Annotated in this window: 22 protein-coding genes; 14 read left to right on the top strand and 8 right to left on the bottom strand. The window is 70.9% G+C overall.

Annotated elements, in window-relative coordinates; translation table 11 throughout:
• Positions 1–88 precede the first annotated feature (88 nt).
• Together rlmN and U5C87_RS18920 are read left to right on the top strand one after the other, a co-directional pair.
• Positions 89–1,300, top strand: coding sequence for a 23S rRNA (adenine(2503)-C(2))-methyltransferase RlmN (gene rlmN / locus U5C87_RS18925; RefSeq protein WP_330474021.1), 1,212 nt, complete (start codon positions 89–91; stop codon positions 1,298–1,300).
• An 89-nt stretch (positions 1,301–1,389) separates the two neighbouring features.
• Positions 1,390–2,538 (top strand): N(5)-(carboxyethyl)ornithine synthase, encoded by a 1,149-nt coding sequence (locus U5C87_RS18920; RefSeq protein ID WP_330474020.1) that lies wholly within the window; start codon positions 1,390–1,392, stop codon positions 2,536–2,538.
• A 14-nt stretch (positions 2,539–2,552) separates the two neighbouring features.
• On the opposite strand, the gene U5C87_RS18915 is transcribed toward U5C87_RS18920, so the two are convergent.
• Positions 2,553–3,557 carry a GlxA family transcriptional regulator gene (locus U5C87_RS18915; protein ID WP_330474019.1) on the bottom strand — a complete coding sequence of 335 codons (1,005 nt, stop codon included), beginning with the start codon at positions 3,555–3,557 and terminating at the stop codon, positions 2,553–2,555.
• 71 nt (positions 3,558–3,628) lie between these two features.
• Between U5C87_RS18915 and U5C87_RS18910 the strand changes: the two genes are divergently transcribed.
• Positions 3,629–5,005: an MFS transporter gene (locus tag U5C87_RS18910; RefSeq protein ID WP_330474018.1), complete on the top strand. Its 1,377-nt coding sequence runs from the start codon at positions 3,629–3,631 to the stop codon at positions 5,003–5,005.
• A 16-nt stretch (positions 5,006–5,021) separates the two neighbouring features.
• Positions 5,022–6,935, top strand: coding sequence for a propionyl-CoA synthetase (locus tag U5C87_RS18905; protein WP_330476717.1), 1,914 nt, complete (start codon positions 5,022–5,024; stop codon positions 6,933–6,935).
• A gap of 42 nt (positions 6,936–6,977) precedes the next feature.
• On the opposite strand, the gene U5C87_RS18900 is transcribed toward U5C87_RS18905, so the two are convergent.
• Positions 6,978–8,171, bottom strand: a complete 1,194-nt coding sequence (locus U5C87_RS18900) for an LOG family protein (RefSeq protein WP_330474017.1) — start codon at positions 8,169–8,171, stop codon at positions 6,978–6,980.
• Positions 8,172–8,252: 81 nt separating this feature from the next.
• Here U5C87_RS18900 and U5C87_RS18895 point away from each other — a divergent pair, with 81 nt between their 5' ends.
• Positions 8,253–9,191 (top strand): AEC family transporter, encoded by a 939-nt coding sequence (locus U5C87_RS18895; protein WP_330474016.1) that lies wholly within the window; start codon positions 8,253–8,255, stop codon positions 9,189–9,191.
• A gap of 12 nt (positions 9,192–9,203) precedes the next feature.
• Here U5C87_RS18895 and U5C87_RS18890 read toward each other — a convergent pair whose 3' ends face one another.
• From U5C87_RS18890 to U5C87_RS18875, 4 genes are all read right to left on the bottom strand, one after another.
• Complete coding sequence (locus U5C87_RS18890) at positions 9,204–9,575, bottom strand: VOC family protein (protein WP_330474015.1); 372 nt, start codon at positions 9,573–9,575, stop codon at positions 9,204–9,206.
• Between the two features lie 205 nt (positions 9,576–9,780).
• Positions 9,781–10,473 (bottom strand): hypothetical protein, encoded by a 693-nt coding sequence (locus tag U5C87_RS18885; RefSeq protein WP_330474014.1) that lies wholly within the window; start codon positions 10,471–10,473, stop codon positions 9,781–9,783.
• 194 nt (positions 10,474–10,667) lie between these two features.
• Positions 10,668–12,107 (bottom strand): aspartate aminotransferase family protein, encoded by a 1,440-nt coding sequence (locus tag U5C87_RS18880; protein WP_330474013.1) that lies wholly within the window; start codon positions 12,105–12,107, stop codon positions 10,668–10,670.
• Positions 12,104–12,616: an Lrp/AsnC family transcriptional regulator gene (locus U5C87_RS18875; RefSeq protein WP_030146624.1), complete on the bottom strand. Its 513-nt coding sequence runs from the start codon at positions 12,614–12,616 to the stop codon at positions 12,104–12,106. Before U5C87_RS18875 ends, U5C87_RS18880 begins: the two co-directional genes overlap by 4 nt.
• A 113-nt stretch (positions 12,617–12,729) precedes the next feature.
• Here U5C87_RS18875 and U5C87_RS18870 point away from each other — a divergent pair, with 113 nt between their 5' ends.
• The 8 genes from U5C87_RS18870 to U5C87_RS18835 all read left to right on the top strand — a co-directional run bounded on the left by U5C87_RS18870 (position 12,730) and on the right by U5C87_RS18835 (position 22,281).
• Complete coding sequence (locus U5C87_RS18870; protein WP_330474012.1) at positions 12,730–14,178, top strand: gamma-aminobutyraldehyde dehydrogenase; 1,449 nt, start codon at positions 12,730–12,732, stop codon at positions 14,176–14,178.
• 127 nt (positions 14,179–14,305) lie between these two features.
• Positions 14,306–15,553 (top strand): polyamine ABC transporter substrate-binding protein, encoded by a 1,248-nt coding sequence (locus U5C87_RS18865; RefSeq protein ID WP_330474011.1) that lies wholly within the window; start codon positions 14,306–14,308, stop codon positions 15,551–15,553.
• Positions 15,553–16,674 carry an ABC transporter ATP-binding protein gene (locus tag U5C87_RS18860; RefSeq protein ID WP_330474010.1) on the top strand — a complete coding sequence of 374 codons (1,122 nt, stop codon included), beginning with the start codon at positions 15,553–15,555 and terminating at the stop codon, positions 16,672–16,674. Before U5C87_RS18865 ends, U5C87_RS18860 begins: the two co-directional genes overlap by 1 nt.
• Entirely contained in the window at positions 16,667–17,605 is a 939-nt protein-coding gene (locus tag U5C87_RS18855; RefSeq protein ID WP_330474009.1) for an ABC transporter permease, read from the top strand. Before U5C87_RS18860 ends, U5C87_RS18855 begins: the two co-directional genes overlap by 8 nt.
• Entirely contained in the window at positions 17,605–18,399 is a 795-nt protein-coding gene (locus U5C87_RS18850; protein ID WP_330474008.1) for an ABC transporter permease, read from the top strand. The genes U5C87_RS18855 and U5C87_RS18850 overlap by 1 nt, the downstream gene beginning before the upstream one ends.
• A gap of 6 nt (positions 18,400–18,405) precedes the next feature.
• Positions 18,406–19,653: a saccharopine dehydrogenase family protein gene (locus U5C87_RS18845; protein WP_330474007.1), complete on the top strand. Its 1,248-nt coding sequence runs from the start codon at positions 18,406–18,408 to the stop codon at positions 19,651–19,653.
• Positions 19,654–19,736: 83 nt separating this feature from the next.
• Positions 19,737–21,206 carry an NAD-dependent succinate-semialdehyde dehydrogenase gene (locus tag U5C87_RS18840; protein ID WP_330474006.1) on the top strand — a complete coding sequence of 490 codons (1,470 nt, stop codon included), beginning with the start codon at positions 19,737–19,739 and terminating at the stop codon, positions 21,204–21,206.
• Between the two features lie 58 nt (positions 21,207–21,264).
• Positions 21,265–22,281, top strand: coding sequence for a DnaB-like helicase C-terminal domain-containing protein (locus tag U5C87_RS18835; protein ID WP_330474005.1), 1,017 nt, complete (start codon positions 21,265–21,267; stop codon positions 22,279–22,281).
• 88 nt (positions 22,282–22,369) lie between these two features.
• Here the strand turns inward: U5C87_RS18835 and U5C87_RS18830 are convergent, their stop codons facing one another.
• Entirely contained in the window at positions 22,370–22,717 is a 348-nt protein-coding gene (locus U5C87_RS18830; protein WP_330474004.1) for a barstar family protein, read from the bottom strand.
• Entirely contained in the window at positions 22,714–23,190 is a 477-nt protein-coding gene (locus tag U5C87_RS18825) for a ribonuclease domain-containing protein (protein ID WP_330476716.1), read from the bottom strand. Before U5C87_RS18825 ends, U5C87_RS18830 begins: the two co-directional genes overlap by 4 nt.
• 64 nt (positions 23,191–23,254) lie before the next feature.
• Here U5C87_RS18825 and U5C87_RS18820 point away from each other — a divergent pair, with 64 nt between their 5' ends.
• Positions 23,255–24,568, top strand: coding sequence for a hypothetical protein (locus U5C87_RS18820; protein WP_330474003.1), 1,314 nt, complete (start codon positions 23,255–23,257; stop codon positions 24,566–24,568).
• Positions 24,569–24,627 lie beyond the last annotated feature (59 nt).

Raw genomic sequence — 24,627 nt, 5'->3', positions numbered from 1 at the left:
GCGGGGTCGCCCGGCGAGGGGGACGGCATACCTCCTCGGGATCGCGCCCACGGCGCGTTTTGACTCCACCTGAGACAATGGACGGGAGATGACTGAGACCCCAGCCCCCGCCTCCGAAGCCCCCTCCGAGGCCGCTCCCGTCGCGCTGCCCGAGCCGACGACCGCCCGCCCCGTGCCGGGGCAGCTGACCTTCCAGGCGCCCCGCCGCGGCAAGCCGCCGCGGCACCTCGCCGACTTCAGCCCTGCCGAGCGCAAGGCGGCCGTCGAAGCGCTGGGCCACAAGGGTTTCCGGGCCAAGCAGCTCTCGACGCACTACTTCGAGCGGCTCGAGGACGACCCCGAGCAGATGACCGACCTGCCCAAGGCCGTGCGGTCCGAGCTCGTCGCCGACCTGCTCCCGACGCTGCTGACCCCCATCGTGCAGCGCGTGGCCGACGACGGGCAGACGATGAAGTACGCCTGGCGACTGCACGACGGCGCCATCGTCGAGTCGGTGCTCATGCGCTACCCCAAGCGCGTCACCATCTGCATCTCGAGCCAGGCCGGCTGCGGCATGAACTGCCCGTTCTGCGCCACCGGTCAGGCGGGTCTGACCCGCAACATGTCCGCGGGCGAGATCGTCGAGCAGGTCGTCTGGGCCGCCCGGGCGCTGCGGCGCGGCGAGCTCGCCGGTGGGGGAGACGAGGACCGCGAGGAGCCCCTGCGCGTCAGCAACGTCGTGTTCATGGGCATGGGTGAGGCCCTCGCCAACTACAAGGCCTCGATCGGTGCCATCCGGCGCCTCACCGACCCGACGCCCGAGGGCCTCGGCATGTCGGCGCGTGGCATCACGATGTCGACGGTCGGTCTCGTGCCCGGCATCGACAAGCTGACGGCCGAGGGCATCCCGGTGACCCTCGCGCTGTCGCTGCACGCACCGGACGACGAGCTGCGCAACGAGCTCGTGCCGATCAACACCCGCTGGTCGGTCGACGAGGCGCTCGACGCGGCCTACCGGTACTTCGAGGCGACGGGTCGCCGCGTGTCGATCGAGTACGCCCTCATCCGCGACATGAACGACCAGGGCTGGCGCGCCGACCTGCTCGGCGAGAAGCTCAACCGCCGAGGCCGGGGCTGGGTCCACGTCAACCCGATCCCGCTCAACCCCACGCCCGGCTCGAAGTGGACGGCGTCCCGACCGGGCGTCGAGCAGAACTTCGTCGAGCGGCTGCGGGCCCACGGCATCCCGACGACGATCCGCGACACGCGCGGCCAGGACATCGACGGAGCCTGCGGCCAGCTCGCCGCCTCGACGGCCTGACGCGCGTACGCTGGCGAGGTCGGTCCCGACCCGAGCCCCGGCGGCCGGTCGCCGGGGAGGGCGCGGGCCGGCCCACAGGAGGTTCGCGCATGGCGCAGCTCAGCGTCGGGGTCATGGGACGGTCGCTCAAGGAGAACGAGCACCGGCTGCCGCTGCACCCCAGGCACTTCGACCGCATCCCCGAGGCGCTGAGGTCCGGCATCTTCCTCGAGCACGGCTACGGCCTGCGCCACGGCGTCGCCGACGACCAGCTCGAGCGGTTCGTCGGTGGCTTCCGCAGCCGTGACGAGCTCGTGGCGCAGTGTGACGTCATCCTCGCGCCCAAGCCGCTCCTCAGCGACATCACCGCCCTCCGGGTCGGGCAGGTGCTCTGGGGCTGGCCGCACTGCGTGCAGGACTCCCAGCTGACGCAGGTCGCCATCGACCGGCAGCTGACGCTCATCGCCTTCGAGGCGATGAACCACTGGAACAAGGACGGCTCGTTCAACCTGCACGTCTTCCACAAGAACAACGAGCTCGCCGGCTATTGCTCGGTGCTGCACGCCTTCTCGCTCGCGGGGATCTCGGGCGACTACGGTCCGCACCGCCGCGCGGTCGTCATCGGCTTCGGCGCCACGGCGCGAGGCGCCGTCACCGCGCTCAACGCGCTGGGCGTCGGCCAGGTCGACGTGCTGACTCACCGCCAGACGGCGGCGGTCGCCGCGCCCATCCACTCCGCCACCATCGTGCACTTCGACACCGACGACACGACGACGCGGGCGAGCCACGCGGTCACCGAGGCCGGGCCGGTGGCCCTCGGGGAGTTCCTCGCCGAGCACGACATCGTCGTCAACTGTGTGCTCCAGGACACCGACGCCCCGCTGACCTTCATGACGGATGACGACCTCAAGCGCATGAGCCCGGGCAGCCTCGTCATCGACGTGTCCTGCGACGAGGGCATGGGGTTCAGCTGGGCGCGCCCGACGACCTTCACCGAGCCGACGTTCGTCGTCGGCGACCACGTGCTCTACTACGCCGTCGACCACAGCCCGTCCTACCTCTGGGACGCCGCGACGTGGGAGATCAGCGAAGCCCTGCTGCCGTTCCTGCCGACCGTCATGGCCGGCCCCGACGCGTGGGAGGCCAGCCCGACCATCCGTCGTTCCATCGAGATCCGCGGCGGCGTGGTGCAGAACCCCGCCATCCTGTCGTTCCAAGGGCGCTCGCCGGTGCACCCCCACCTCCCGATCGCCACCTGAGCGGCCGGCCCGCCTCAGGCGGAGTCGGCGCGGTAGGTGCGGCGGTAGGCGAGCGGTGACACGCCGACGGCGGCCCCCAGGTGCTGGCGCAGCGACGCGCTCGTGCCGAAGCCGGCCGCCTGCGCGACGCGGTCGACGGGCAGGTCGGTCGTCTCGAGCAGGTGCCGGGCGCGGTCGACGCGCGCGCGGGCCAGCCACACGCCCGCCGTCTCACCGGTCTCCTCGCGGAAGCGTCGGGTGAAGGTGCGCACGCTCGTGCCGGCGTGACGGGCCAGGTCCGACAGGCCGATCGGCTCGTCGAGGTGCTCGAGGACCCAGACGCGGGTCGCGCCCGTGCCGGTGTCGGACTCGTCGGGTACCGGGCGGTCGATGAACTGCGCCTGCCCGCCGGCACGCCACGGCGCCACGACGGCGCCCCGGGCGACGCGGTTGGCGGCCTCGGTGCCGAGGTCGGAGCGCAGCACGTGCAGCAGGAGGTCGATGCCGGCGGCGTTGCCCGCCGAGGTGAGCACGTCGCCGTGGTCGACGTAGAGCACGTCGGGGTCGAGCAGCACCTGGGGGAAGTGCCGACGGAACGCGTCGGCGTGGCACCAGTGCGTCGTGGCCCGACGTCCGTCGAGCTTGCCGAGCGCTGCGAGGACGAACGCGCCGGTGCAGATGGAGAGCCAGCGCGCATCGGGTCGAGCGGTCGCGGCGAGGCGGCGCAGCTCTTCGGGCAACCGCCCGGTCTCGACGATGTCGCTGTTGATGCCGGGCACGACGACGGTGTCCGCGCGCGCGAGCTCGGAGTTCGGGTGGGTCGGCAGCACGGCATACCCCGCGGAGGTGGTCACGGGGCCGTCGTCGAGGGTCACGAGGCGCACGTCGTAGGGCGGTGCCGCTCCGGTCGGCGGGCCGGGCCACCCGGGATCGAGCGCGCTGGCCCGCAGGAACCGGTGGGGCAGGCCGACCTCGAAGGCGATGGCCGTGTCGAGGGCGAGGACGACGACGAGGTGGGGCCGTCCTGCTGCATGTCGCATGGCCAGATTCTTTCACATGATGTCCCTCCGGCCACTCGTTCGACCGATGGCGTATGCCGCAGGCTGGGCCCGTGAGCCTCACCGACCGACACTCCGCTGCCGACGACGCCCTCGGGGCCGGCTCCGGCGCATCGCTGCCCTCCGCTGGACGCCACCGTCTGCACCCCGCCTGGTGGGTCGCGGTCGTCACCTTCCTGACGATCATCGGGGCGGCCGGATTCCGTTCGACGCCGGGCGTGCTCATGACGCCGTTGCACGACGAGTTCGGCTGGCCCATGGGCGTCATCGGCGGCGCGGTATCGGTCAACCTCGTCCTCTTCGGCCTCGCGGCCCCCTTCTCCGCGGCGCTGATGGAGCGGCTCGGCATCCAGCGGGTGGTCGCCGTCGCGCTCGTCCTCGTCAGCGTCGGGTCGCTGCTGCCGGTCTGGATGACGCAGTCGTGGCAGCTCGTGCTCTGCTGGGGGATCGTCGTCGGGATGGGCACCGGCGCCATGTCGATGGGGCTCGTCGCGACCGTGGCAGGTCGCTGGTTCGTCGGGCGGCGGGGCCTCGTGACGGGTGTCCTCACTGCGGCAGGCGCGACGGGTCAGCTCGTCTTCCTGCCCCTCCTCGCCTGGCTCGCGGGCCAGCACGGCTGGCGCAGCGCGGCCGTCGCCACCTCCGTGGCGGCCCTGGCGGTCGTGCCCCTCGTGGTGTGGAAGCTGCACGACCACCCGAGCGACCTCGGCATCACCGCCTACGGGGCGCCCGCCGGCACGTCGGTGACCCGGCCGCCGCGACCCACCGGACATCCCGCGCGACTCGCCATCGACACCCTGCGCCACGCCGCGCGCACGCGCGTGTTCTGGCTCCTCGCCGGCAGCTTCGCCGTCTGCGGCGCGTCGACCAACGGGCTCGTCGGCACCCACTTCATCCCGGCCGCCCACGACCACGGCATGCCGACGACCACAGCGGCCGGGCTGCTCGCGCTCGTCGGGGTCTTCGACGTCGTCGGCACCATCTTCTCCGGGTGGCTGACCGACCGGGTCGACCCGCGGGTCCTGCTCGCGGCCTACTACACGCTCCGCGGCGCCTCGCTCTTCCTGCTCCCGTCGCTCTTCAGCGACTCGATGCACGTCAACATGCTGGCCTTCGTGCTCTTCTACGGCCTCGACTGGGTGGCCACGGTGCCGCCGACGATCGCCCTGTGCCGCAGCGCCTACGGCGAGCGGGCCCCCATCGTCTTCGGCTGGGTCTTCGCCTCGCACCAGCTCGGGGCGGCGGCCGCGGCCCTCGGCGCCGGGATCGTGCGCGACCACCTGGGTGCCTACACGCTCGCCTGGTACGTCGCCGGGGCCCTGTGCCTCGCCGCCGCCGGAATGTGCGTCGCGATCACGACCGCTCATCTGTCAGATGCGTCACCTCGGCGCACGGACTCTGGCGCGGAGGCCACACCGGCGGCACAGTGAGGCCATGAGCGAGCCCATGAGCGAAGGCGCTGCGACGGCATACCAGAGCATCTACGACGCGAGTCTGCGCGACCCGGAAGGGTTCTGGCGCACGGCCGCCGAGGGCATCGACTGGGTGACCCCGCCGTCGCGGATCCTCGACGACTCGCGGCCGCCGTTCTACCGGTGGTACCCGGACGCCGAGCTCAACGTGTGCTTCAACGCCGTCGACCGCCACGTCGCGGCAGGGCGTGGCGAGCAGGCGGCCATCCACTACGACTCGCCGGTGACGGGCACGAAGAGCACGATGACGTATGCCGTCCTGCTGGAGCGGGTGCGCGCCGTGGCCGGGGGCCTGCGCGGGCTCGGCGTCGGCAAGGGCGACCGGGTCGTCATCTACATGCCGATGGTGCCCGAGGCCGTCATCGCGATGCTCGCCTGCGCGCGCATCGGCGCGATCCACTCGGTGGTCTTCGGCGGCTTCGCGCCGCAGGAGCTGGCGGCCCGCATCGACGACGCCGCGCCGAAGGTCGTGCTGTCGGCCTCGTGCGGCGTCGAGCCCAGCAGGGTCGTGCCGTACAAGCCGTTCCTCGACGAGGCCATCCGGCGCTCGGAGCACCAGCCCGAGCACTGCGTCGTCCTCCAGCGCGAGCAGCAGCCCGCCGAGCTGGGCGAGCGCGACATCGACTGGGCCGACTTCGAGTCCGGCGACGCGGCCCGCGAGGGCAGCGAGTGCGTGACGGTCGCCGCGACCGACCCGCTCTACATCCTCTACACGTCTGGCACGACGGGGAAGCCCAAGGGCATCTACCGCGACAGCGGGGGCTACGCCGTCGCGCTGCGCTGGTCGATGGCCAACATCTACGACGTCGCCCCCGGCGAGACGATGTTCACCGCCAGCGACGTCGGCTGGGTCGTCGGCCACTCCTACATCGTCTACGCGCCGCTGCTCACCGGCGCGACGACGGTGCTCTACGAGGGCAAGCCGGTCGGCACCCCGGACGCCGGCGCGTTCTGGCGCGTCATCGCCGAGTACGGCGCGGTCTGCCTCTTCACCGCGCCGACGGCCTTCCGCGCCATCAAGAAGGACGACTCGACGGCGTCCAAGCTCGCCGAGCACGACCTGTCGCACTTCCGCGCGCTCTTCCTCGCGGGGGAGCGGCTCGACCCCGACACCTACGAGTGGGCCTCCGCCGCCCTCGGCAAGCCGGTGATCGACAACTGGTGGCAGACCGAGACCGGGTGGCCGATCGCCGCCAACCCCAAGGGAATCGGGCTCCTGCCGATCAAGGCGGGTTCACCGACGGTGGCCGTCCCCGGCTACGACGTGCAGGTCCTCGACGGCACCGGCGAGCCCGTCGAGCCCGGCATCGAGGGTGCCATCTGCATCAAGCTGCCGATGCCGCCCGGCACGCTACCCACGCTCTGGGGCGACGACGACCGCTACGTCAGCTCCTACCTCTCGGCCTACCCCGGCTACTACCTGACCGGTGACGGCGGCTACCTCGACGAGGAGGGCTACCTCTACGTCATGGGCCGCACCGACGACGTGCTCAACGTCGCCGGGCACCGGCTGTCGACCGGGTCGCTCGAGGCCGCCCTCGCCGGGCACGAGGCCGTGGCGGAGTGCGCGGTCATCGGGGTCCACGACGACCTCAAGGGCCAGGTCCCGCGTGCCCTCGTCGTGCTCAAGTCCGGCGTCGACCCCGAGGCCGACGGCGAGCGGATCAGGCGCGAGCTCGTCGCACGGGTGCGAGCCGAGGTCGGCGCGGTGGCGGCCCTGCACCAGGTCGACATCGTGGCCGGGCTGCCCAAGACCCGGTCGGGCAAGATCCTGCGCAAGACGATGCGCGAGCTCGCCGACGGCAAGAGCCCGTCGGTGCCGGCGACGATCGAGGACGCCTCGGTCCTCGAGACCCTGACCCCCGTCCTCCGCGCCCCCTCCGCCTGAACCCCGTTCGAGGTGATCCCGGCACCGACGCGGTTGCCGCGATCACCTCGAACCGCGTTCGGGTGCCCCCTGATTCGAGGTGATCCCGGCGCCGACGTGGTTGCCGCGATCACCTCGAAGGGTGGAGGGCGCAGGTCCGAGGAGGGGGAGGACCTCGTCGATGGAGTCGACGAGGTGGATGGCCTCCGCCATCGGGCGGCCGGCGGCAAGGGCCTGGACGGCCGCCCAGACCGGGACGCGCTCGGTCCAGTGCTCACGCCCGACGAGCACGAGCGGCGGCAGCGGAGCGTCGCCGGGGGCGTAGAAGAGCGGGGTGACGGCCTGGAAGACCTCCTGCACCGTTCCGGCAGCCCCGTCGAGCACGACGATCCCGCCGTTCGACCGCGCCAGCAGCCCCTCCTCGCGGATCGCGTTGGAGAAGTACTTGGCGATGACGTCGCAGAAGACGTTGGGCGGCTCGTGCCCGTAGAACCACGTCGGGATGCCGAGTGACCGGGCGGACGGCCCCATCGTCTCGGTGGGAGCCTGGGGCTCGTCGCCGACTACGACGTCCCGGGCCGCGAGGGCGGTCGCGGCCCACGAGGTGACGTCGGGCCGGAAGCCCGGGACGCCGGCGATGCGGCCGATGGCTTCCTCGAGCGCCGCCGCGCTCCGGCACAGCGCGCCGAGGTTGGCCGCCTCCATCGCTCCCGGGCCGCCGCCCGTCGCGACGAGGTGCCCCTCCTCGGCGAGCGCGTGCCCCAGCTGGGCCGCACCGGCGTAGGCCGCTGAGTTCCGTTGCAGCGCATGGCCACCCATGATGCCCACTACCGACCGGCCCTGCACGAACTCGTCCAGCTCGTCGGTCACGGAGTCGTCGTGGATCGCCCGCACGAGGGTGCAGTAGGCGTCCGTGCGCAGCTGCGCGTCGATGAACCAGGCGTACGCACGGGCATCCGGTGTGGAGGCGTAGCCGTCCTCGAGGCCGGCGTAGAGGTCGGACGGGAGGTAGAGCCCGCGCCACGGGTCGACCGGGGCGTCGGCCACGCCGGGGAAGATGATCGCGCCGCGGGTCAGGAGCAGCTCGGCGACCGGGACCGGGACGGTGCCGCCCAGCACGACGAGACCGGTGAGGTCCCCGTGGGAAGCGAGGCGCGCGCCGTAGGTCGTGAGGTCGAGGCCCTGCAGGCGCAGGCCGCGCAGCGGTCCGTCGGAGTCGAGGTGGTCGTCCAGCTCGTCGAGCGTCTCGATCTCCATCCGCCCATCCTGCCCCGGCGGGACGGCCGAGGAGCGGACCCGCGCGACGCCACGCCCGTCGTCGCTGCAAGGATCACCGGCATGGTCGGTGTGCTCGAGGGTTTCGCCACGATCGCGATCATCGTCGCGGTGGGCTGGCTCCTCGCCGACCGTCGCGTCCTCGACGACTCGGCGCAGGTCAACCTCTCGCGCCTCGCCTTCCACGTCGCCTCGCCGGCGCTGCTGCTGACCGTCATGCAGCGCACGTCGCTCGACGCGGTCCTGTCGGCCAACCTCGTGACGTCGCTCATCAGCTTCGCGCTCGTCGTGGGTCTCTACCTTCTCATCGCCCGGTTCCGTTGGGCGGGAGGGCCGCTCGGGTCACGGCTCATCGGCAGCCTGTCGGCGGCCTACGTCAACGCGGGCAACCTCGGCATCCCCATCGCGCTCTACGTCCTCGGCGACGTCGCGTGGGTGGCGCCGACGCTGCTCATGCAGCTGCTCATCATCACGCCGGTCTACATGGCGCTCTTCGACAGCGACGCGCGCGGTGAGCGCCCGACCCTGGGCCGCAGCCTTCGGCGGATGTTCAGCAATCCGATCACGCTCGGTGCCGTCGCGGGCCTGCTCATCGCCGTGTTCGACATCGACCTGCCGCGCGTCGTCGCGGCGCCCATCGACCTGCTCGGTGCGATGGCCGTCCCTTCGATGCTCGTCGCCTTCGGCATCTCGCTGCGGCGCGGCCCGCGACCGGCGACCGGTCGCTCCGCGGGCCACGTGTGGACGATCGTCGGTCTCAAGACCCTGCTCATGCCCGCGATCGCGTTCGGCGTGGGTGTGGCGCTGGGCCTGCGCGGCGAGGCGCTCTTCGCCGTCGTCGTGACGGCAGCCCTCCCGACGGCACAGAACATCTTCACGTATGCCGTCCGCTACCGGCGGGAGGTCAACCTCGCTCGCGACGTCATCTTCGTCAGCACGTTCGCCTCGGTGCCCGTGATCCTCGGGATCGCAGCGCTCTTCCACTGGCTCGCCGGCGTCTGACCGGCGGGTGCCTCAGCCCCAGTTGGCGGCCTGGGTGAGGCAGAACGGGTGGCCGCTCGGGTCGAGCAGCACCCGCCACGTCTCTCCGGGCTGCTCGTCCGGGAGGGTTGCACCGGCCGCGACGCAGTCCGCAGCCGCGGCGTCGAGGTCGTCGACGGCCAGGTCGAGGTGGAACTGCTTGCTGCCGTGGGCGTTCGGCCAGCCCGGTGCCTCGTGGTCGTCGACCAGGCCGAGTCCGAGGGCGAGTCCGGCAGGACCGGTGAGCATCGCGTACTCGTCCTGCAGGTGCGCCACCTCCCAGCCGAGCACCGTCGACCAGAAAGCCGCGTCCCGGCGGGCGTCCGAGCTGTCGAGGGTGAGCATCTTCAGGGCGGCGATGGCCATGGGGTCTGCCTTTCGTGGTGACGGTGGGAGGCCAGCCTCGCCGCAAGGGGCGCACCCGTCTTGGACAAACCCGACAGGTCCGGGCGGGGCTTCCCGACAGGGCTCTCTCGGGACAGACGCGCGCGGCGCCCGGTTCCGTGGCCCCGAGCAGGTCGGGGACCGCGGGAACCGAACGCCGCGCGGCCGTGGGGCCTACGGAGTCCGGTCAGAACCCCCCGAAGTCACCACCGCCGAAGTCGCCACCGAAGTCGCCCCCACCGCCGAAGTCGCCGAAGTCGGAGCCACCGGCGTCACTGCCGACGTCTCCGCCCGCGTCGCCGCCGGCGTCACCACCGGCATCTCCCGAGTCGCCCGCGTCCCCACCGGCGTCGGGGTTCGCGTCGCCGGCCTCCTGCGCCTCGGGCGAGGAGTCGTAGCCTCCGAGCATCATGTCGGCGAGGGCCGAGCCGACGACGACGCCGGCGATGGTGCCGAGCATGGAGCCGGCGATCATGCCGCCCATCCCCATGCCGCCCATGCCGGCACGGCCGCCACCGAAAGCGCCCTGGAGGTAGCCGGGTCGGCTCATCTCGGCGCGGGTCGCGCTGCGCGCGAGGTCGGCGGGCTGGTCGCTGCGCGGGCGCTCACCCTCGGGCAGGTCCTCGTTGAGGCGCTGGAGCACCATCTGGCGCTGCTCGGGCGAGAGCTTGGCGAAGGCCTCGGTGTGCACCTTCTCGATGTCCTCCGGCGGCGCGGTGCGCAGCAGGTACCTGTAGCGGGCGATGGCGCGCTCGTCCTCCGTCGAGGCGCCACCACGCGGTGCGGGCACGGCGTAGGGCTGGCCGGTCGGCGGCTGGGCCTGCTGGGGGCGCTGCTGCTGGAGCGGCTCACGGCCCAGCAGCTTGTCGAGGAATCCCATGTCTTCTCCTTGGTCGGCGATGCGTCGGCGTCGCACTCGTCGGATACCTACCCCAACGAACGGCGCCCACCAGCGTTCCGGCACTGCGCCGCCCGAGCCACCACCGGGAAATGCACGAAGCCACCCGCGAACGGGTGGCTTCGTGGCCGGCGACACCCCCACGGCATACGCACGGAGTCAGGGAGGGCTTCGGGTCAGAGGTGGTTCTCGGCCTCCGTCAGCACCGAGCGCAGTCGCGACTCGATGTCGTCGAACTGCTCCGGGCCCATGATGAGCGGTGGCGCGAGCTGGATGACGGGGTCTCCGCGGTCGTCGGCGCGGCAGTAGAGGCCGGCGTCGAAGAGGGCCTTGGAGAGGAAGCCGCGCAGCAGCCGCTCGGACTCGGCGTCGTTGAACGTCTCGCGGGTGGCCTTGTCCTTGACGAGCTCGATGCCGTAGAAGTAGCCGGCACCGCGGACGTCGCCGACGAGCGGCAGGTCGAGCAGCTTCTCGAGCGTCGCCTTGAAGACCGGGGCGTTGGTCTTGACCCGGTCGTTGAGGCCCTCGCGCTCGAAGATGTCGAGGTTGGCCATCGCGACCGCGGCCGACACGGGGTGGCCACCGAAGGTGTAGCCGTGCGGGAAGTAGGTCGTGCCCGACTTGAACGGCTCGAAGAGCCGGTCGCTCGCGATCATCGCGCCGATGGGGGAGTAGCCGCTCGTCATGCCCTTGGCGCAGGTGATGATGTCGGGCACGTAGCCGAAGTCGTCGCACGCGAACATGGAGCCGATTCGGCCGAAGGAGCAGATGACCTCGTCGGACACGAGCAGCACGTCGTACTCGTCGCAGATCTCGCGGACCCGCTCGAAGTAGCCCGCAGGCGGCGGGAAGCAGCCACCGGAGTTCTGCACCGGCTCGAGGAAGACGGCGGCGACGGTGTCGGGGCCCTCGAACTCGATGGCCTCGGCGATGCGGTCGGCGGCCCAGCGGCCGAAGGCCTTCTCGTCGTCGCGCAGGTGCTCGGGGGCGCGGTACATGTTGGTGTTGGGCACCTTGTGAGCACCGGGCACGAGCGGCTCGAACATCTCCTTGGCTGCCGGGATGCCGGTGATCGACAGGGCGCCCTGGGGCGTGCCGTGGTAGGCGACCGCGCGGGAGATGACCTTGTGCTTGGTCGGCTTGCCGGTCAGCTTGAAGTACTGCTTCGCGAGCTTCCACGCGGTCTCGACGGCCTCGCCGCCGCCCGTCGTGAAGAAGACGCGGTTGAGGTCGCCGGGGGCGTGGCTCGCGAGCCGCTCGGCGAGCTCGATCGCCTTGGGGTGCGCGTAGCTCCACAGCGGGAAGAACGCGAGCTCCTTGGCCTGCTTGGCCGCCGCCTCGGCGAGCTCCTCACGGCCGTGGCCGGCCTGCACGACGAAGAGTCCGGCGAGACCGTCGATGTACTCGTTGCCGCGGTCGTCCCAGATCTTCCAGCCGTCGCCCTTGGTGATGATGGGGACGGTGTGGCCGAGTCCACCCTCGCTGCGGTCCTCGAAGACCGAGTGGCGGGTGAAGTGCATCCACAGGTGGTCGCGCGCGGCCTCCGAGTGCAGGGTGCCCGCGGGAGTGCGGTGGTCCGAGGTGGGTTCCCAGACCTCGTTCGGGTTGATGCTCATCGTGTACCCCAGTTGTAGAGCTGTTTGTTGAGTTTCAGGTAGACGAACGTCTCGGTCGCCGTGACGCCCGGGAGCGGGCGGATGCGGCTCGTGAGCAGCTCGAGCAGGTGGGCGTCGTTCTCGCAGACGACCTCGGCGAGCACGTCGAAGCTCCCGGCCGTCGTGACGACGTAGGAGACCTCCTCCATCTCGGTCAGCGCGTCGGCGACCGACGTCATGTCCCCTGAGACCCGAAGGCCCACCATCGCCTGGCGCTGGAACCCGACCTGCAACGGGTCCGTGACCGCGACGATCTGCATGACGTCGGCATCGAGGAGGCGCTGCACGCGCTGGCGCACGGCAGCCTCGGAGAGGCCGACCTCCTGGGCGATGGACGCGTAGGACTTGCGCCCGTCGTGCTGGAGCAGCTCGATGATGGTCTTGCTCACGTCGTCGAGGTTGACCGAGGGCCGTTTGGCGCCGTTGCCCCCGGAGCCGGCCGCATTGGCCACGCCGCGGATGGTCGTCATGCGCCGATACTGACCTGTGGAACACGCTGTTGGCAAGTCCCGCCGCAACTGATTCCGAAGTTTCTTCTCGACAAGTCTTCACGATTGCGAAGGTCTGCGTTTAGCATTCCCGCATGACTTCCCAGCCGCGCCAGCTCCGCAACTTCATCGGTGGCCAGTACGTCGACCACGAGGGCGACGCGACGGCCGACATCGTCGACCCGTCGACCGCCCGGGTCGTGGCCAAGGCCCCCGTCAGCACCCAGGCCGACGTCGACCGGGCGTACGCCGCGGCGTCGACCGCTTTCGAGACGTGGGGCGACACCACCCCGGGCGAGCGCCAGGCCGCCCTGCTGAAGTTCGCCGACGCCATCGAGGCCCGTGCCGAGGACCTCATCCGCCTCGAGGGTGAGAACACCGGCAAGCCGCACGCCCTGACGCGGAGCGAGGAGATCCCGCCGATGGTCGACCAGCTGCGCTTCTTCGCCGGCGCGGCGCGCGTCCTCGAGGGCAAGTCGGCCGGCGAGTACATGAAGGGCCACACCTCCTTCGTGCGCCGCGAGCCCATCGGGGTCGTCGGCCAGGTGACCCCGTGGAACTACCCGATGATGATGGCGATGTGGAAGATCGCCCCGGCGCTCGCCGCGGGCAACACCATCGTCCTCAAGCCGTCCGACACGACTCCCGAGACGACGCTGCTCATGGCCGAGCTCGCCTCGGAGTTCCTGCCCGAGGGCACCTTCAACGTCATCACCGGTGACCGGGAGACCGGCCGCATGCTCGTCGAGCACCCGACGCCGGCCCTCGTGGCCATCACCGGTTCGGTGCGCGCCGGCATGCAGGTCGCCGAGAGCGCGTCGCGCGACCTCAAGCGGGTGCACCTCGAGCTCGGCGGCAAGGCGCCGGTCATCGTCTTCGACGACGCCGACATCGAGGCTGCCGTCGAGGGCATCGCGGGCGCCGGCTACTTCAACGCCGGGCAGGACTGCACCGCGGCCACCCGCGTGCTCGTCGGACCGCGGGTCCACGACGACTTCGTCGCCGCCCTGGCCGAATACGCCCGCAGCTCGGTCAAGGTCGGTATGCCGTCCGACGAGGACGCCGCCCTCGGCCCGGTCAACAACGCCAACCAGATGGCGCACGTCTCGGGCTTCATGGACCGCCTGCCCGACCACGCCCGCGTGGCCGCCGGCGGGTCGCGCATCAACACCCTCGGCGACGGTTTCTTCTTCGAGCCGACCGTGCTCGCGGGCCTGCGCCAGGACGACGAGCACATCCAGAGCGAGATCTTCGGGCCCGTCATCACGGTGCAGCAGTTCAGCGACGAGGCCGAGGCGCTTGCGTGGGCCAACGGCGTGCAGTACGGCCTCGCTTCGAGCGTGTGGACCCGCGACTTCGGCAAGGCCATGCGCATGAGCAAGAAGCTCGACTTCGGCTGCGTCTGGATCAACACCCACATCCCGATCGTCGCCGAGATGCCGCACGGGGGTTTCAAGCACAGCGGCTACGGCAAGGACCTCTCGATGTACGGCCTGGAGGACTACACCCGCATCAAGCACGTCATGGCCAACATCGACTCCTGAGCCTCGCGCCGTCCAGCCCGGGCGGCGCGAACTCACTTGTCGGACACGGCATCCCAAAGCAGCACCACCTCGGGTCAGCGTCGATCCCTCCACACCGGCCCACGAAACCCCCCTGGAGATGAACCCCATGAACGACAACTCCTTCGACATGGACAACCCGGTCCTGCGAGCCGCCCTCGCGCGGGGGCTCGTCAGCCGCCGCTCGGCCATGATGGGCGCCGCCGGCGTGAGCGCCGCCGCCTTCCTCGCGGCCTGTGGCTCGGCCGGCAAGAACCCCACCACCGGTGGGGCCTCGGGCTCGGCTGCGCCCGCCAAGACCGCGGCCGCCGCGCAGGACATGTCCGACACCGAGAAGCTCGTCAACTGGTCGAACTGGACCGAGTACATCGACGTGGACGACAAGACCAAGTCGCGTCCGACGCTCGACGCCTTCACCAAGGCCACCGGTATCAAGGTCAACTACACCGAGGACTACCTCGACAACGACGAGTTCTACGCCAAGGTGCGCCCGCTGCTCCAGCAGGGCAAGGACACGGGTCGTGACGTCTGGTGCAGCACGGACTGGATGGTCGCCCGTCTCATCCGCCAGGGCTACGTGCAGAAGCTCGACCTCGCGAACATCCCGAACGCCAAGAACCTCGACGCGTCGCTCAAGAACGTCGAGTTCGACCCGGGTCGCACGTACTCGCTGCCCTGGCAGAGCGGCTTCGCCGGCATCGGCTACAACCTCAAGGCCACCGGCGGCAAGAAGATCGAGTCGATCACGCAGCTGCTCACCGACCCGTCGCTCAAGGGCAAGGTCACGCTGCTCACCGAGATGCGCGACACCGTCGGCCTCGTGATGATGGACCAGGGCAAGGACATCACGAAGTTCACCGACGCCGACTTCCAGGCCGCCATCGACATGATCCAGCAGGCCAAGGACGCGGGTCAGATCAAGGGCTTCACCGGCAACGAGTACACCGACGGCCTCGCCAAGGGCGACATCGCCGCCTGCGTCGCCTGGACCGGCGACGTCGTCCAGCTGCAGTTCGACGACCCGAAGATCCAGTACGCCCTGCCGCAGAAGGGCTTCACGCTCTGGTCCGACAACTTCGTCATCCCGGCGATGGCCAAGCACAAGAAGAACGCCGAGAAGCTCATCGACTACTACTACGACCCCAAGGTCATGGCCCAGGTCGCGGCATACGTCAACTACATCGCACCGGTCGCGGGCACCAAGGAGGAGCTGGTCAAGATCGACAAGTCGCTCGCCGACAACCCGCTCATCGTCCCGACCCAGGACGTCCTCGCCCGGGCGCAGGTCTTCCGGGGCCTGTCCGAGGCCGAGGAGACGAAGTACTCCCGCATGTACGCCTCCATCACGGCCGGCTGATGTCGGGCGGAGGCAAGGGCGACCTCCAGCTGGTCGCCCTGACGAAGGAGTTCGGGTCGTTCACCGCGGTGCAGCCGCTCGACCTCACGATCGAGGCCGGATCGTTCTTCGCGCTGCTCGGCCCGTCGGGCTGCGGCAAGACGACGACGCTGCGGATGATCGCGGGCCTCGAGGCCCCGACCACGGGGCGCATCCGTATCGGTGACGACGACATCACCGACACCAAGGCCTACCAACGCAACGTCAACACGGTCTTCCAGTCGTACGCGCTCTTCCCGCACATGTCGGTGCTCGACAACGTCATGTTCGGGCTCAAGCGCCGCGGCGACAAGGAGGCCAAGCACAAGGCCCAGGAGGCGCTCGAGCTCGTCGAGCTCGCTCACGTGGGCAGCAAGCGGCCGACCCAGCTCTCCGGCGGCATGCAGCAGCGCGTCGCGCTGGCGCGGGCACTCGTCAACCAGCCCGACGTGCTGCTCCTCGACGAGCCGCTCGGCGCGCTCGACCTCAAGCTGCGCCGCCAGATGCAGATCGAGCTCAAGCGGATCCAGCAGGAGGTCGGGCTGACGTTCATCCACGTCACGCACGACCAGGAGGAGGCCATGACGATGGCCGACCGCATCGCCGTCATGAACGCAGGACGCATGGAGCAGCTCGGCGACCCGGCGACCCTCTACGAGAAGCCGCAGTCGACGTTCGTCGCCAACTTCCTCGGCCAGTCCAACCTCCTGCGTGCCACGGTGCTGAGCGAGGAGGCCGCCGACGGCATCGTTCGGGTCCGCAGCCACGACACCGAGCTCGAGGTGGCCCGCGCCCACCTGCCCGACGGACAGCGCGACGTGTGGCTCGGCGTCCGTCCCGAGAAGCTGCGCCTCGGTGAGGGCGGCGGCCCGAACCACCTCAACGGCATCGTGCGCGATGTGTCCTTCACGGGCGTCGCTACGCAGTACAGCGTCGAGATGCCGTGGGGCCAGGAGCTCACCGTCGTCCAGCAGAACGACGGCACGGCGCGGGCCCGCCTCGGCGAGAACGTGACCGTGTCGTGGGCCGCCGAGCACGGCTTCGCCCTCGACGCGTCCCAGGATGCCGACGCCGGCGCCGAGCTGGTGGACGAGCGTGGCTGAGCAGGCCGTCCTCCCCTCGGCCACGGCCCACCCGCCCGGGCAGCCATCGGCACCCCTCGCGCCGCGACGGCGGCGCAACTGGGTGCCGTACGTCCTGCTCGCGCCGGGCCTGCTCTGGCTCTTCGTCTTCTTCGTCGTGCCCATGGCGACGCTCGCCTCGCAGTCGCTGCAGGAGGGCAACGTCGACGACGGCTACGTCTTCACGGGCAACGTCGGCATCTACGCCGACGCGTTCAGCCAGTACTGGCCGCACATGCTGCGCTCGCTGCTCTACGCGGGCACCGCGACCCTGCTCACCCTGCTGCTCGGCTACCCGCTGGCGTACTTCATCGCCCAGAAGGCCGGGCGCTGGAAGAACCTCGTGCTCGTGCTCGTCATCGCGCCGTTCTTCACCAGTTTCCTCATCCGCACGCTGGCCTGGCGCACGATCCTGTCCGACGACTGGCCGGTCACCCAGCTCGCGAACAAGCTCGGGTTCACCAACCTGCTGCAGGCGGTCGGGCTGACGAACAACGACTCGCTGCTCTACTCGCAGTTCGCCGTCATCATGGGCCTGACGTACAACTTCCTGCCCTTCATGATCCTGCCGCTCTACACCTCGCTCGAGCGGCTCGACCCGCGGCTGCTCGAGGCGGCCGGCGACCTCTACGCCTCGCCGTGGCAGACCTTCCGGAAGGTCACGTGGCCGCTGTCGCTGCCCGGTGTCGTGGCCGGCACGCTGCTGACCTTCATCCCTGCGTCCGGCGACTTCGTCAACGCCAAGCTGCTCGGCAACACGCAGACGACCATGCTGGGCTCCGTCATCGACACCCAGTTCCTGCGCGTCCTCGACTACCCGCTCGCCGCGGCGCTGTCGTTCATCATGCTCGTCACGATCGTGACCCTCGTCATGGTGTACGTCCGTCGCGCCGGCACGGAGGAGCTCCTCTGATGGCCTGGATCAAGCGGCACCTCATCGCGTTCGCCGCGATCGCGGTGCTCATCTACATGCTCGTGCCCAACCTCGTGGTCGCGGTCTTCTCGTTCAACGAACCCAAGGGCCGGTTCAACTACACCTTCGACCAGTTCTCGACGGCGGCCTGGACCAACCCGTGCGGCGCGCAGGGCATCTGCGAGTCCCTCGGCCTCAGCCTCCAGGTCGGTGTCATCGCCTCGCTCGCGGCCACCGTCCTCGGCACGATGATCGCCTTCGCCCTGGGCCGCTACCGGTTCCGCGGGCGCTCGGCGACCAACCTGCTGATCTTCATGCCGATGGCCACGCCGGAGGTCGTCATGGGCTCGAGCCTGCTGACGCTCTTCCTCATGCTCGGGGTGCCTTCGGGGAAGGGCGCCATCCTCATCGCGCACATCATGTTCTGCGTGTCGTTCGTCGTCGTGGCGGTCAAGGCTCGGGTCGCCACCCTCGACCCGCGACTCGAGGAGGCGGCCGCCGACCTCGGCGCCAACCCGACGCAGACGTTCCTGCGTGTGACGCTTCCGCTCGCGGCTCCGGGGATCGCCGCCGGTGCCCTGCTGTCGTTCTCGCTGAGCTTCGACGACTACATCATCACCAACTTCAACGCGAGCCCGAGCTCGATCACCTTCCCGATGTACGTCTGGGGTGCCTCGGCGCGCGGCGTCCCGGTGCAGGTCTACGTCATCGGCACCCTCATGTTCCTCCTCGCCCTGTCTTTCGTCATGACCGGTCAGGTCGTCTCGAAGCGCCGCAACCGACAGGTGGCCTGAAGCTCCATGCGTGTCCTCATGATCGGCTCCGGTGGAGTCGGTGACGCCGCCGCGCGCATCGCGTCCGAGCGAGACTTCTTCGACCGCTGGGTCGTCGCCGACTACGACGTCGCGCGTGCCGAGCGCACCGTCGCGGCCGTCACCGGGCGCCGGCCGGGTGAGTCGCGCTTCGTCGCGGCCCAGGTCGACGCCTCGTCGGCCGAGGCGGTGACGGCGCTGGCCCTCGAGCACGGCGCGACGCACGTCTTCAACGCCGTCGACCCGAAGTTCACCATGTCGGTCTTCGACGGGGCCAAGGCTGCCAGGGCCGACTACCTCGACATGGCGATGAGCCTGTCGCAGCGTCATCCCGAACAGCCGTATGCCGTCACCGGGGTCAAGCTCGGCGACGAGCAGTTCGCGGTGGCGGGGGAGTGGGAGGCCGACGGCCGGCTCGCGCTCGTCGGCATCGGCGTCGAGCCCGGCCTGTCCGACGTCTTCGCCCGCTACGCCGCCGACCACCTCTTCTCCGAGATCGACGAGCTCGGCACCCGCGACGGGGCCAACCTCGTCGTGCACGACGAGCTCGGCAACGAGGTCTTCGCGCCGAGCTTCTCGATGTGGACGACGATCGAGGAGTGCCTCAACCCGCCGGTCGTCTGGGAGAAGGACCGCGGCTGGTTCACCACCGCGCCGTTCAGCGAGCCGGAGGTCTTCGACTTCCCGGAAGGCATCGGGCCGGTCGAGTGCGTCAACGTCGAGCACGAGGAGGTCCTCCTCATGCCGCGCTGGGTCGACGCCAGGAGGGTCACCTTCAAGTACGGCCTCGGCGACGAGTTCATCACCATCCTCAAGGTCCTCAACGCCCTGGGCCTCGACCGCACCGAGCCGATCACGGTCAAGGGCCTGCAGGTCTCGCCGCGCGACGTCGTGGCGGCGGCGCTGCCCGACCCGGCGACCATCGGCCCGCGGATGACCGGCAAGACGTGTGCCGGCCTCTTCGTCACGGGCACCGGCAAGGACGGTCAGCCGCGCCGGACGTACCTCTACCACGTCGTCGACAACGCCGACACGATGCGCGCCTACGACGCCCAGTGCGTCGTCTGGCAGACGGCGATCAACCCGGTCGTCGCGCTCGAGCTGCTCGCCCGCGGCACGTGGAAGGGCGTCGGCGTCCTCGGCCCCGAGGCCTTCGATGCCGTGCCCTTCCTCGACCTGCTCGCCGCGGCCAAGCCGGAGGGCTACGGCTCCCCGTGGGGCCTCGACGAGCGCTGAGGGCGAGGGCTGAGGGTGCGCGCTGACCACGCGTCCCCCGGGGCGGCGACGAACACCACCACGACAGGAATAGGGTTTCAGGCATGGCAGCGGTGACACAGAAGTCAGTGATCGACGCAGTGCCCAAGGGCCTGCTCATCGGTGGGCAGTGGCGCGACGGCAGCGAGGGTCAGACCATCGCGGTCGACGACCCGTCGAGCGGCAAGGTGCTGACCCACGTCGCGGCGGCGTCCGTCGCCGACGGACGGGCCGCGCTCGACGCCGCGGTGGCGGCGCAGGCGGACTGGGCCCGCACGGCCCCGCGCGACCGTGGCGAGCTGCTGCGGGCGGCATACGAGAAGATCACCGAGCGCGCGGACGAGTTCGCGATGCTCATGACGCTCGAGATGGGCAAGACGCTCGCCGAGAGCCGCGGCGAGGTCGCCTACGGCGCCGAGTTCTTCCGCTGGTTCTCCGAGGAGGCCGTGCGCATCTCGGGCCGCTGGTCGACGGCCCCCAACGGCGCGACCCGCCTCATGACGATGAAGCAGCCCGTCGGCCCGACGCTGATGATCACGCCGTGGAACTTCCCGCTCGCGATGGGCACCCGCAAGATCGGCCCTGCCATCGCGGCCGGTTGCACCATGGTCGTCAAGCCCGCGAGCCAGACGCCCCTGACGATGCTCGCCCTCGCCGAGCTGCTGCGCGAGTGCGGCCTGCCCGACGGCGTGCTCAACGTCGTGATGACGACGCACGGCACCACCGGCGACGTCATGGAGCCGCTCATCCGCGACCCGCGCCTGCGCAAGCTGACCTTCACCGGCTCGACGCCCGTGGGCCGTTCGCTCATGGAGCAGGCGTCGCAGGGCATCCTGCGGGTCTCGATGGAGCTCGGCGGCAACGCCCCGTTCCTCGTCTTCGAGGACGCCGACGTCGACAAGGCCGTCGAGGGCGCCATGCTCGCCAAGATGCGCAACATGGGCGAGGCCTGCACGGCCGCCAACCGCTTCTACGTCCACGAGTCGCTCGCTGACGAGTTCAGCGCCAAGCTGGCCCGCCGGATGGGGGCGCTGACCCTCGGCAAGGGCACCAAGGACGGTGTCGACGTCGGCCCGCTCGTCGACGAGAAGGCCCGCGACAAGGTCTCGGCGCTCGTCGACGACGCCGTCTCCAAGGGCGCCAAGGTCCTCGTGGGTGGCAAGGTGCCCGACGGCGCGGGCTGGTTCTACGAGCCGACCGTGCTCGCGGACGTCCCCGACGACGCCGACATGGCCCGCGAGGAGATCTTCGGTCCGGTCGCCCCGGTCACGACGTTCCGCACCGACGCCGAGGCGATCCGCCTGGCCAACGACACCGAGTACGGCCTCGTGGCCTACCTGTTCACCCAGGACCTCTCGCGCGCCATCACGATGAGCGAGGCGCTCGAGTACGGCATGGTCGGCGTCAACCAGGGCATCGTCTCCAACCCCGCAGCTCCCTTCGGCGGCGTCAAGGCCTCCGGGGTCGGGCGCGAGGGCGGATTCGAGGGCATCGACGAGTACCTCGAGACGAAGTACGTCGGCATCGCCCTCTGACGTCCGGACATTCGCCGAACCGCCCCGACGCCCTGTCGCGCTGTGGTCCAATCTGCGCATGGTGACACCAGCCGGTCCGCGTGACGCCGGAGCCCTGCGCCCGCTCGACGCCCTTCTCAGCGAGACGGACGACGTGCTGAGGCGCGGGGCGCCTGCGGGCGCGCGGGTCTGGTCGACGGGCTTCCCGGCGCTCGACACCGTGCTCACCGGGGGCCTGCGCTCGGGCGAGCTCGTCCTGCTCGGTGGCCCGGCCGGCCACGGCAAGACGACGATCGGGATGCAGTTCGCCCGCAACGTCGTCGCTGCCGGGGCCAGCGCGCTGGTCTTCTCCTACGAGCACGAGAGCCACACCCTGCTCGAGCGGCTCATCTCGATGGAGGCCGCCGAGGGCGACCCCGGCGAGGTCGCGGGGGTCATCGACGTGCGCCGCGCGCTCGAGACCGCCGACCACGGCGACTCGCTCGACGCGGTGCTCGGCGGCCTGCCGGGAGGGTCACGGGCGCTCGCGACGCTCGTGGGCTACCGCGACCGCCTCCAGATCCACGAGTCGTCGGGCGCGACCACGACGCTCGAGCAGATCCGCGCGACGGTCGACCGTGTCACGGAGACGACGGGGCAGGCGCCCTTCGTGCTGCTCGACTACATCCAGAAGCTGCCCGTCGACCGTCCGGGCGAGGACGAGCGCATCACCGCCGCCGCGGAGGGCCTGAAGGACCTCGCCCTGGCCGCGCGCGTGCCGGTCGTCGCCATCTCGGCCGCCGACAAGGACGCCCTCGCCGCCGGGCACCGGATGCGCACCCACGACCTGCGTGGCTCCTCGGCCCTGGCCTTCGAGGCCGACGTCGTCCTCATCGTCAACGACAAGGTCGACGTCGTCTCGCGCGAGCACCTCGTCTACAACCTCGGCAACATCGACCGGTTCCGCGGATGGTCGGTCGTCAGCATCGAGAAGAACCGCCACGGCAAGGCCCACGTCGAGCTCGAGTTCGCCAAGGACTTCGAGCACGGCCGGTTCCACACCGAGGGCCAGCAGGTCACCGAGCGCCTCATCGACGACCGGGTCTTCGTCTCCTGACCACCCGACGGCATATGCCGTGTGGCCGCGCGAGCGACTCTGCGCGGTCGTGCGGGTGGTCACGTGACGGCATACGCGCCCGTGCGCCTCAGCGGGTCACGACCGTGACGTTGAGGTCGTCGCGCTCGTCGGCGACCTGCTCGAGGATCTCGACGACCGTGTCGTAGGCGTCTCGGTCCTGCTCGCGCAGGTCGGCCGCGTGGTCCCAGACGAGCTCGATCGGCACGCCGCGCCGGCTGTCGAGGTCGCGCAGCGCGTCGACGAGGGCGTCCCAGTTGTGCCCGAACCAGTCGGGCAGCTCGAGGCCGGTCGCGAAGGCCTCGAGCACGCTCGCCTTGTCGTGGCCGCCGGACACGACGCGCACGTCGTGCCCCAGCCACCGCAGCTGCTCGAGGTGGTCGTCGGCCTCGCTGTGCCTGCCCAGGAACGTCGTCACGTGCCCTCCCTGATCCGGCTGAACGACGCGTAGTGGTCGGCGGTCCAGTACTTCTCCCCGGCACTGCCGGTGATGATGCGTCGGGCGCCGCGGTCCTCGGATCCCGGTGTCACGACGGTGAACTCGCGGTAGTAGCCGCGAGTCTGCCTCGGCAGCAGACGTTCCCGGTTGTCGAAGATCTGGTTGTCGCTGCGGGGAAAGGGGAACGGGCCGCCGGCCCGGATCAGGGCGAGGGTGTCGGCAGCCTGTCGCGGGAGCGCCGACTCGGCCACCCACGGCAACCCCGAGACCGGGTCGGTGCCCTGGCGGCCGGGCGTGCGGGTGTCCGTCGCGCTCGTGCGAGGTCCGTCTGTCGTGGCGGTCGTCGACGGGGCCTGCGTGGCGCGGACGACCACCCACGCGAGCACGACGAGGGCCACGGCGAGGACGCCGAGCAGGACCTGACGCGAGCCGAGCGTCTTCACGCCCCTCATCATGCCCGAGGGAATGCGACGAATCCGCTGACGAGCCAGTCTCGCTGGGGGGAGACTGCCGGGCGTGAGCCTTCTGCGCGGCCTCTTCGGGGACCGGGGTGGTCGTCGTGACGAGCCCGCCCCGGCCGTCGTGGTGCACGACGTCGGTCACCGCGTCTTCATCGAGCGCCCGCCCGCGGACGTCTGGCCGCACCTCGTGGCGCCCCGCCCGGGCGCGGAGCTCGGGGTGGACTGCGTCCGGGTCGTGGCCCTGCCGGCCACCGGTCGGGCCGGGCTGCCGGAGTTCGCCGGCGTCTGGCGGCGGTCGAACGGGCGCCTCTGGGCTGGTCTCAGCACCGTCGTCGACGTCGAGCACGGGAAGCGGGTCGTGTCCCAGGCGGCCGACGGAGCGGTCGCCCTCGTCCTGACGACGACGCTCGAGCCCCTCGACGGCGGGTGCGTCGTCGCCCAGCAGCTGGACGGCGTCGCGCCTGCGGATCCCGTGGCGGAGTTCGCCCGGGCCTGGATGGCGCGTGCCCTGCTCGGCCTCAAGGCGGACGTCGAGGGCACCTCGCGCGGCAGGACCCGGGACCCCGCGTCGGACGAGCCGGTGGACACCGCCATGGCGAGCGGCTTCGTCGGTCACGGCGTCGCGACGGCGGGCGGCCCGGGCGTCGCGCCCGTGCACGAGACGGCGTCGATCGACATCGCCACGACCCCGGAACGCCTGTGGGAGCTGCTCGGCCAGCCCTCGTCGGAGCAGCTGCTCAAGCCCTCGCTCGAGCAGCTCCTGCGCACCGAGCTCGCCGACGAGCCCGGCCGCGAGCACGTGCTCGCGGTCCACCGCCGCGACGACGGACGGCGCGCGGCCTCGGTGTCGCTCGTCGTCGAGGCGACACCGCCCGCACGCTCCGTCGAGCGCGACCTGACGTCGTCGCACGAGGCCGACGTCGTCACGACGATCGAGCCGTGCGAGCTCGGCGCCCGTCTGACCGAGACGTTCACCGGCTGGCTGCCGGCGGGCCCCGGCCGTGTCGTCGACGCGTCCGGGATGGCCGCGCTGATGCGGACGCGGCTCGCGGTCGTCAAGAACCTCGCCGAGGCCGGCGTCGAGCCGCAGCGTGATCCTGCGACCGGCTTCCTGCCCCCGGGGACCGTCCCGGACCTGCCGCCTCCGTCAGGCGAGCCGGTGCGCCTGCCCGGGGAGGTCCCGGCCGACGTCGCGGCCGCTGGGTCCGCGCTCGCGTCGACACCTGTGGCGGGGCCGGCGTCGCTGCCGTCGAGCGTGCTGCTGCCGCCACCGCACGTCGCTGCCCCGGCAGCGGGCTACGACGTCGGCTCGTGGCTCACCTGGGGCGAGGACGGCTTCTCCACGGCAGCCGACGCCAGCTGGTGGTGACGCCCGTCGATGGCGCACGGGCGATCAGGTCCACTGTCGGCGCTCGGCGCTAGCGTCGA

The organism is Terrabacter sp. C0L_2 (assembly GCF_036352015.1).
GTDB classification, from domain to species: Bacteria; Actinomycetota; Actinomycetes; order Actinomycetales; family Dermatophilaceae; genus Terrabacter; species Terrabacter tumescens.
Note: the sequence above shows the minus strand (reverse complement) of the source record. Positions and strands in the feature narration are given on the sequence as shown.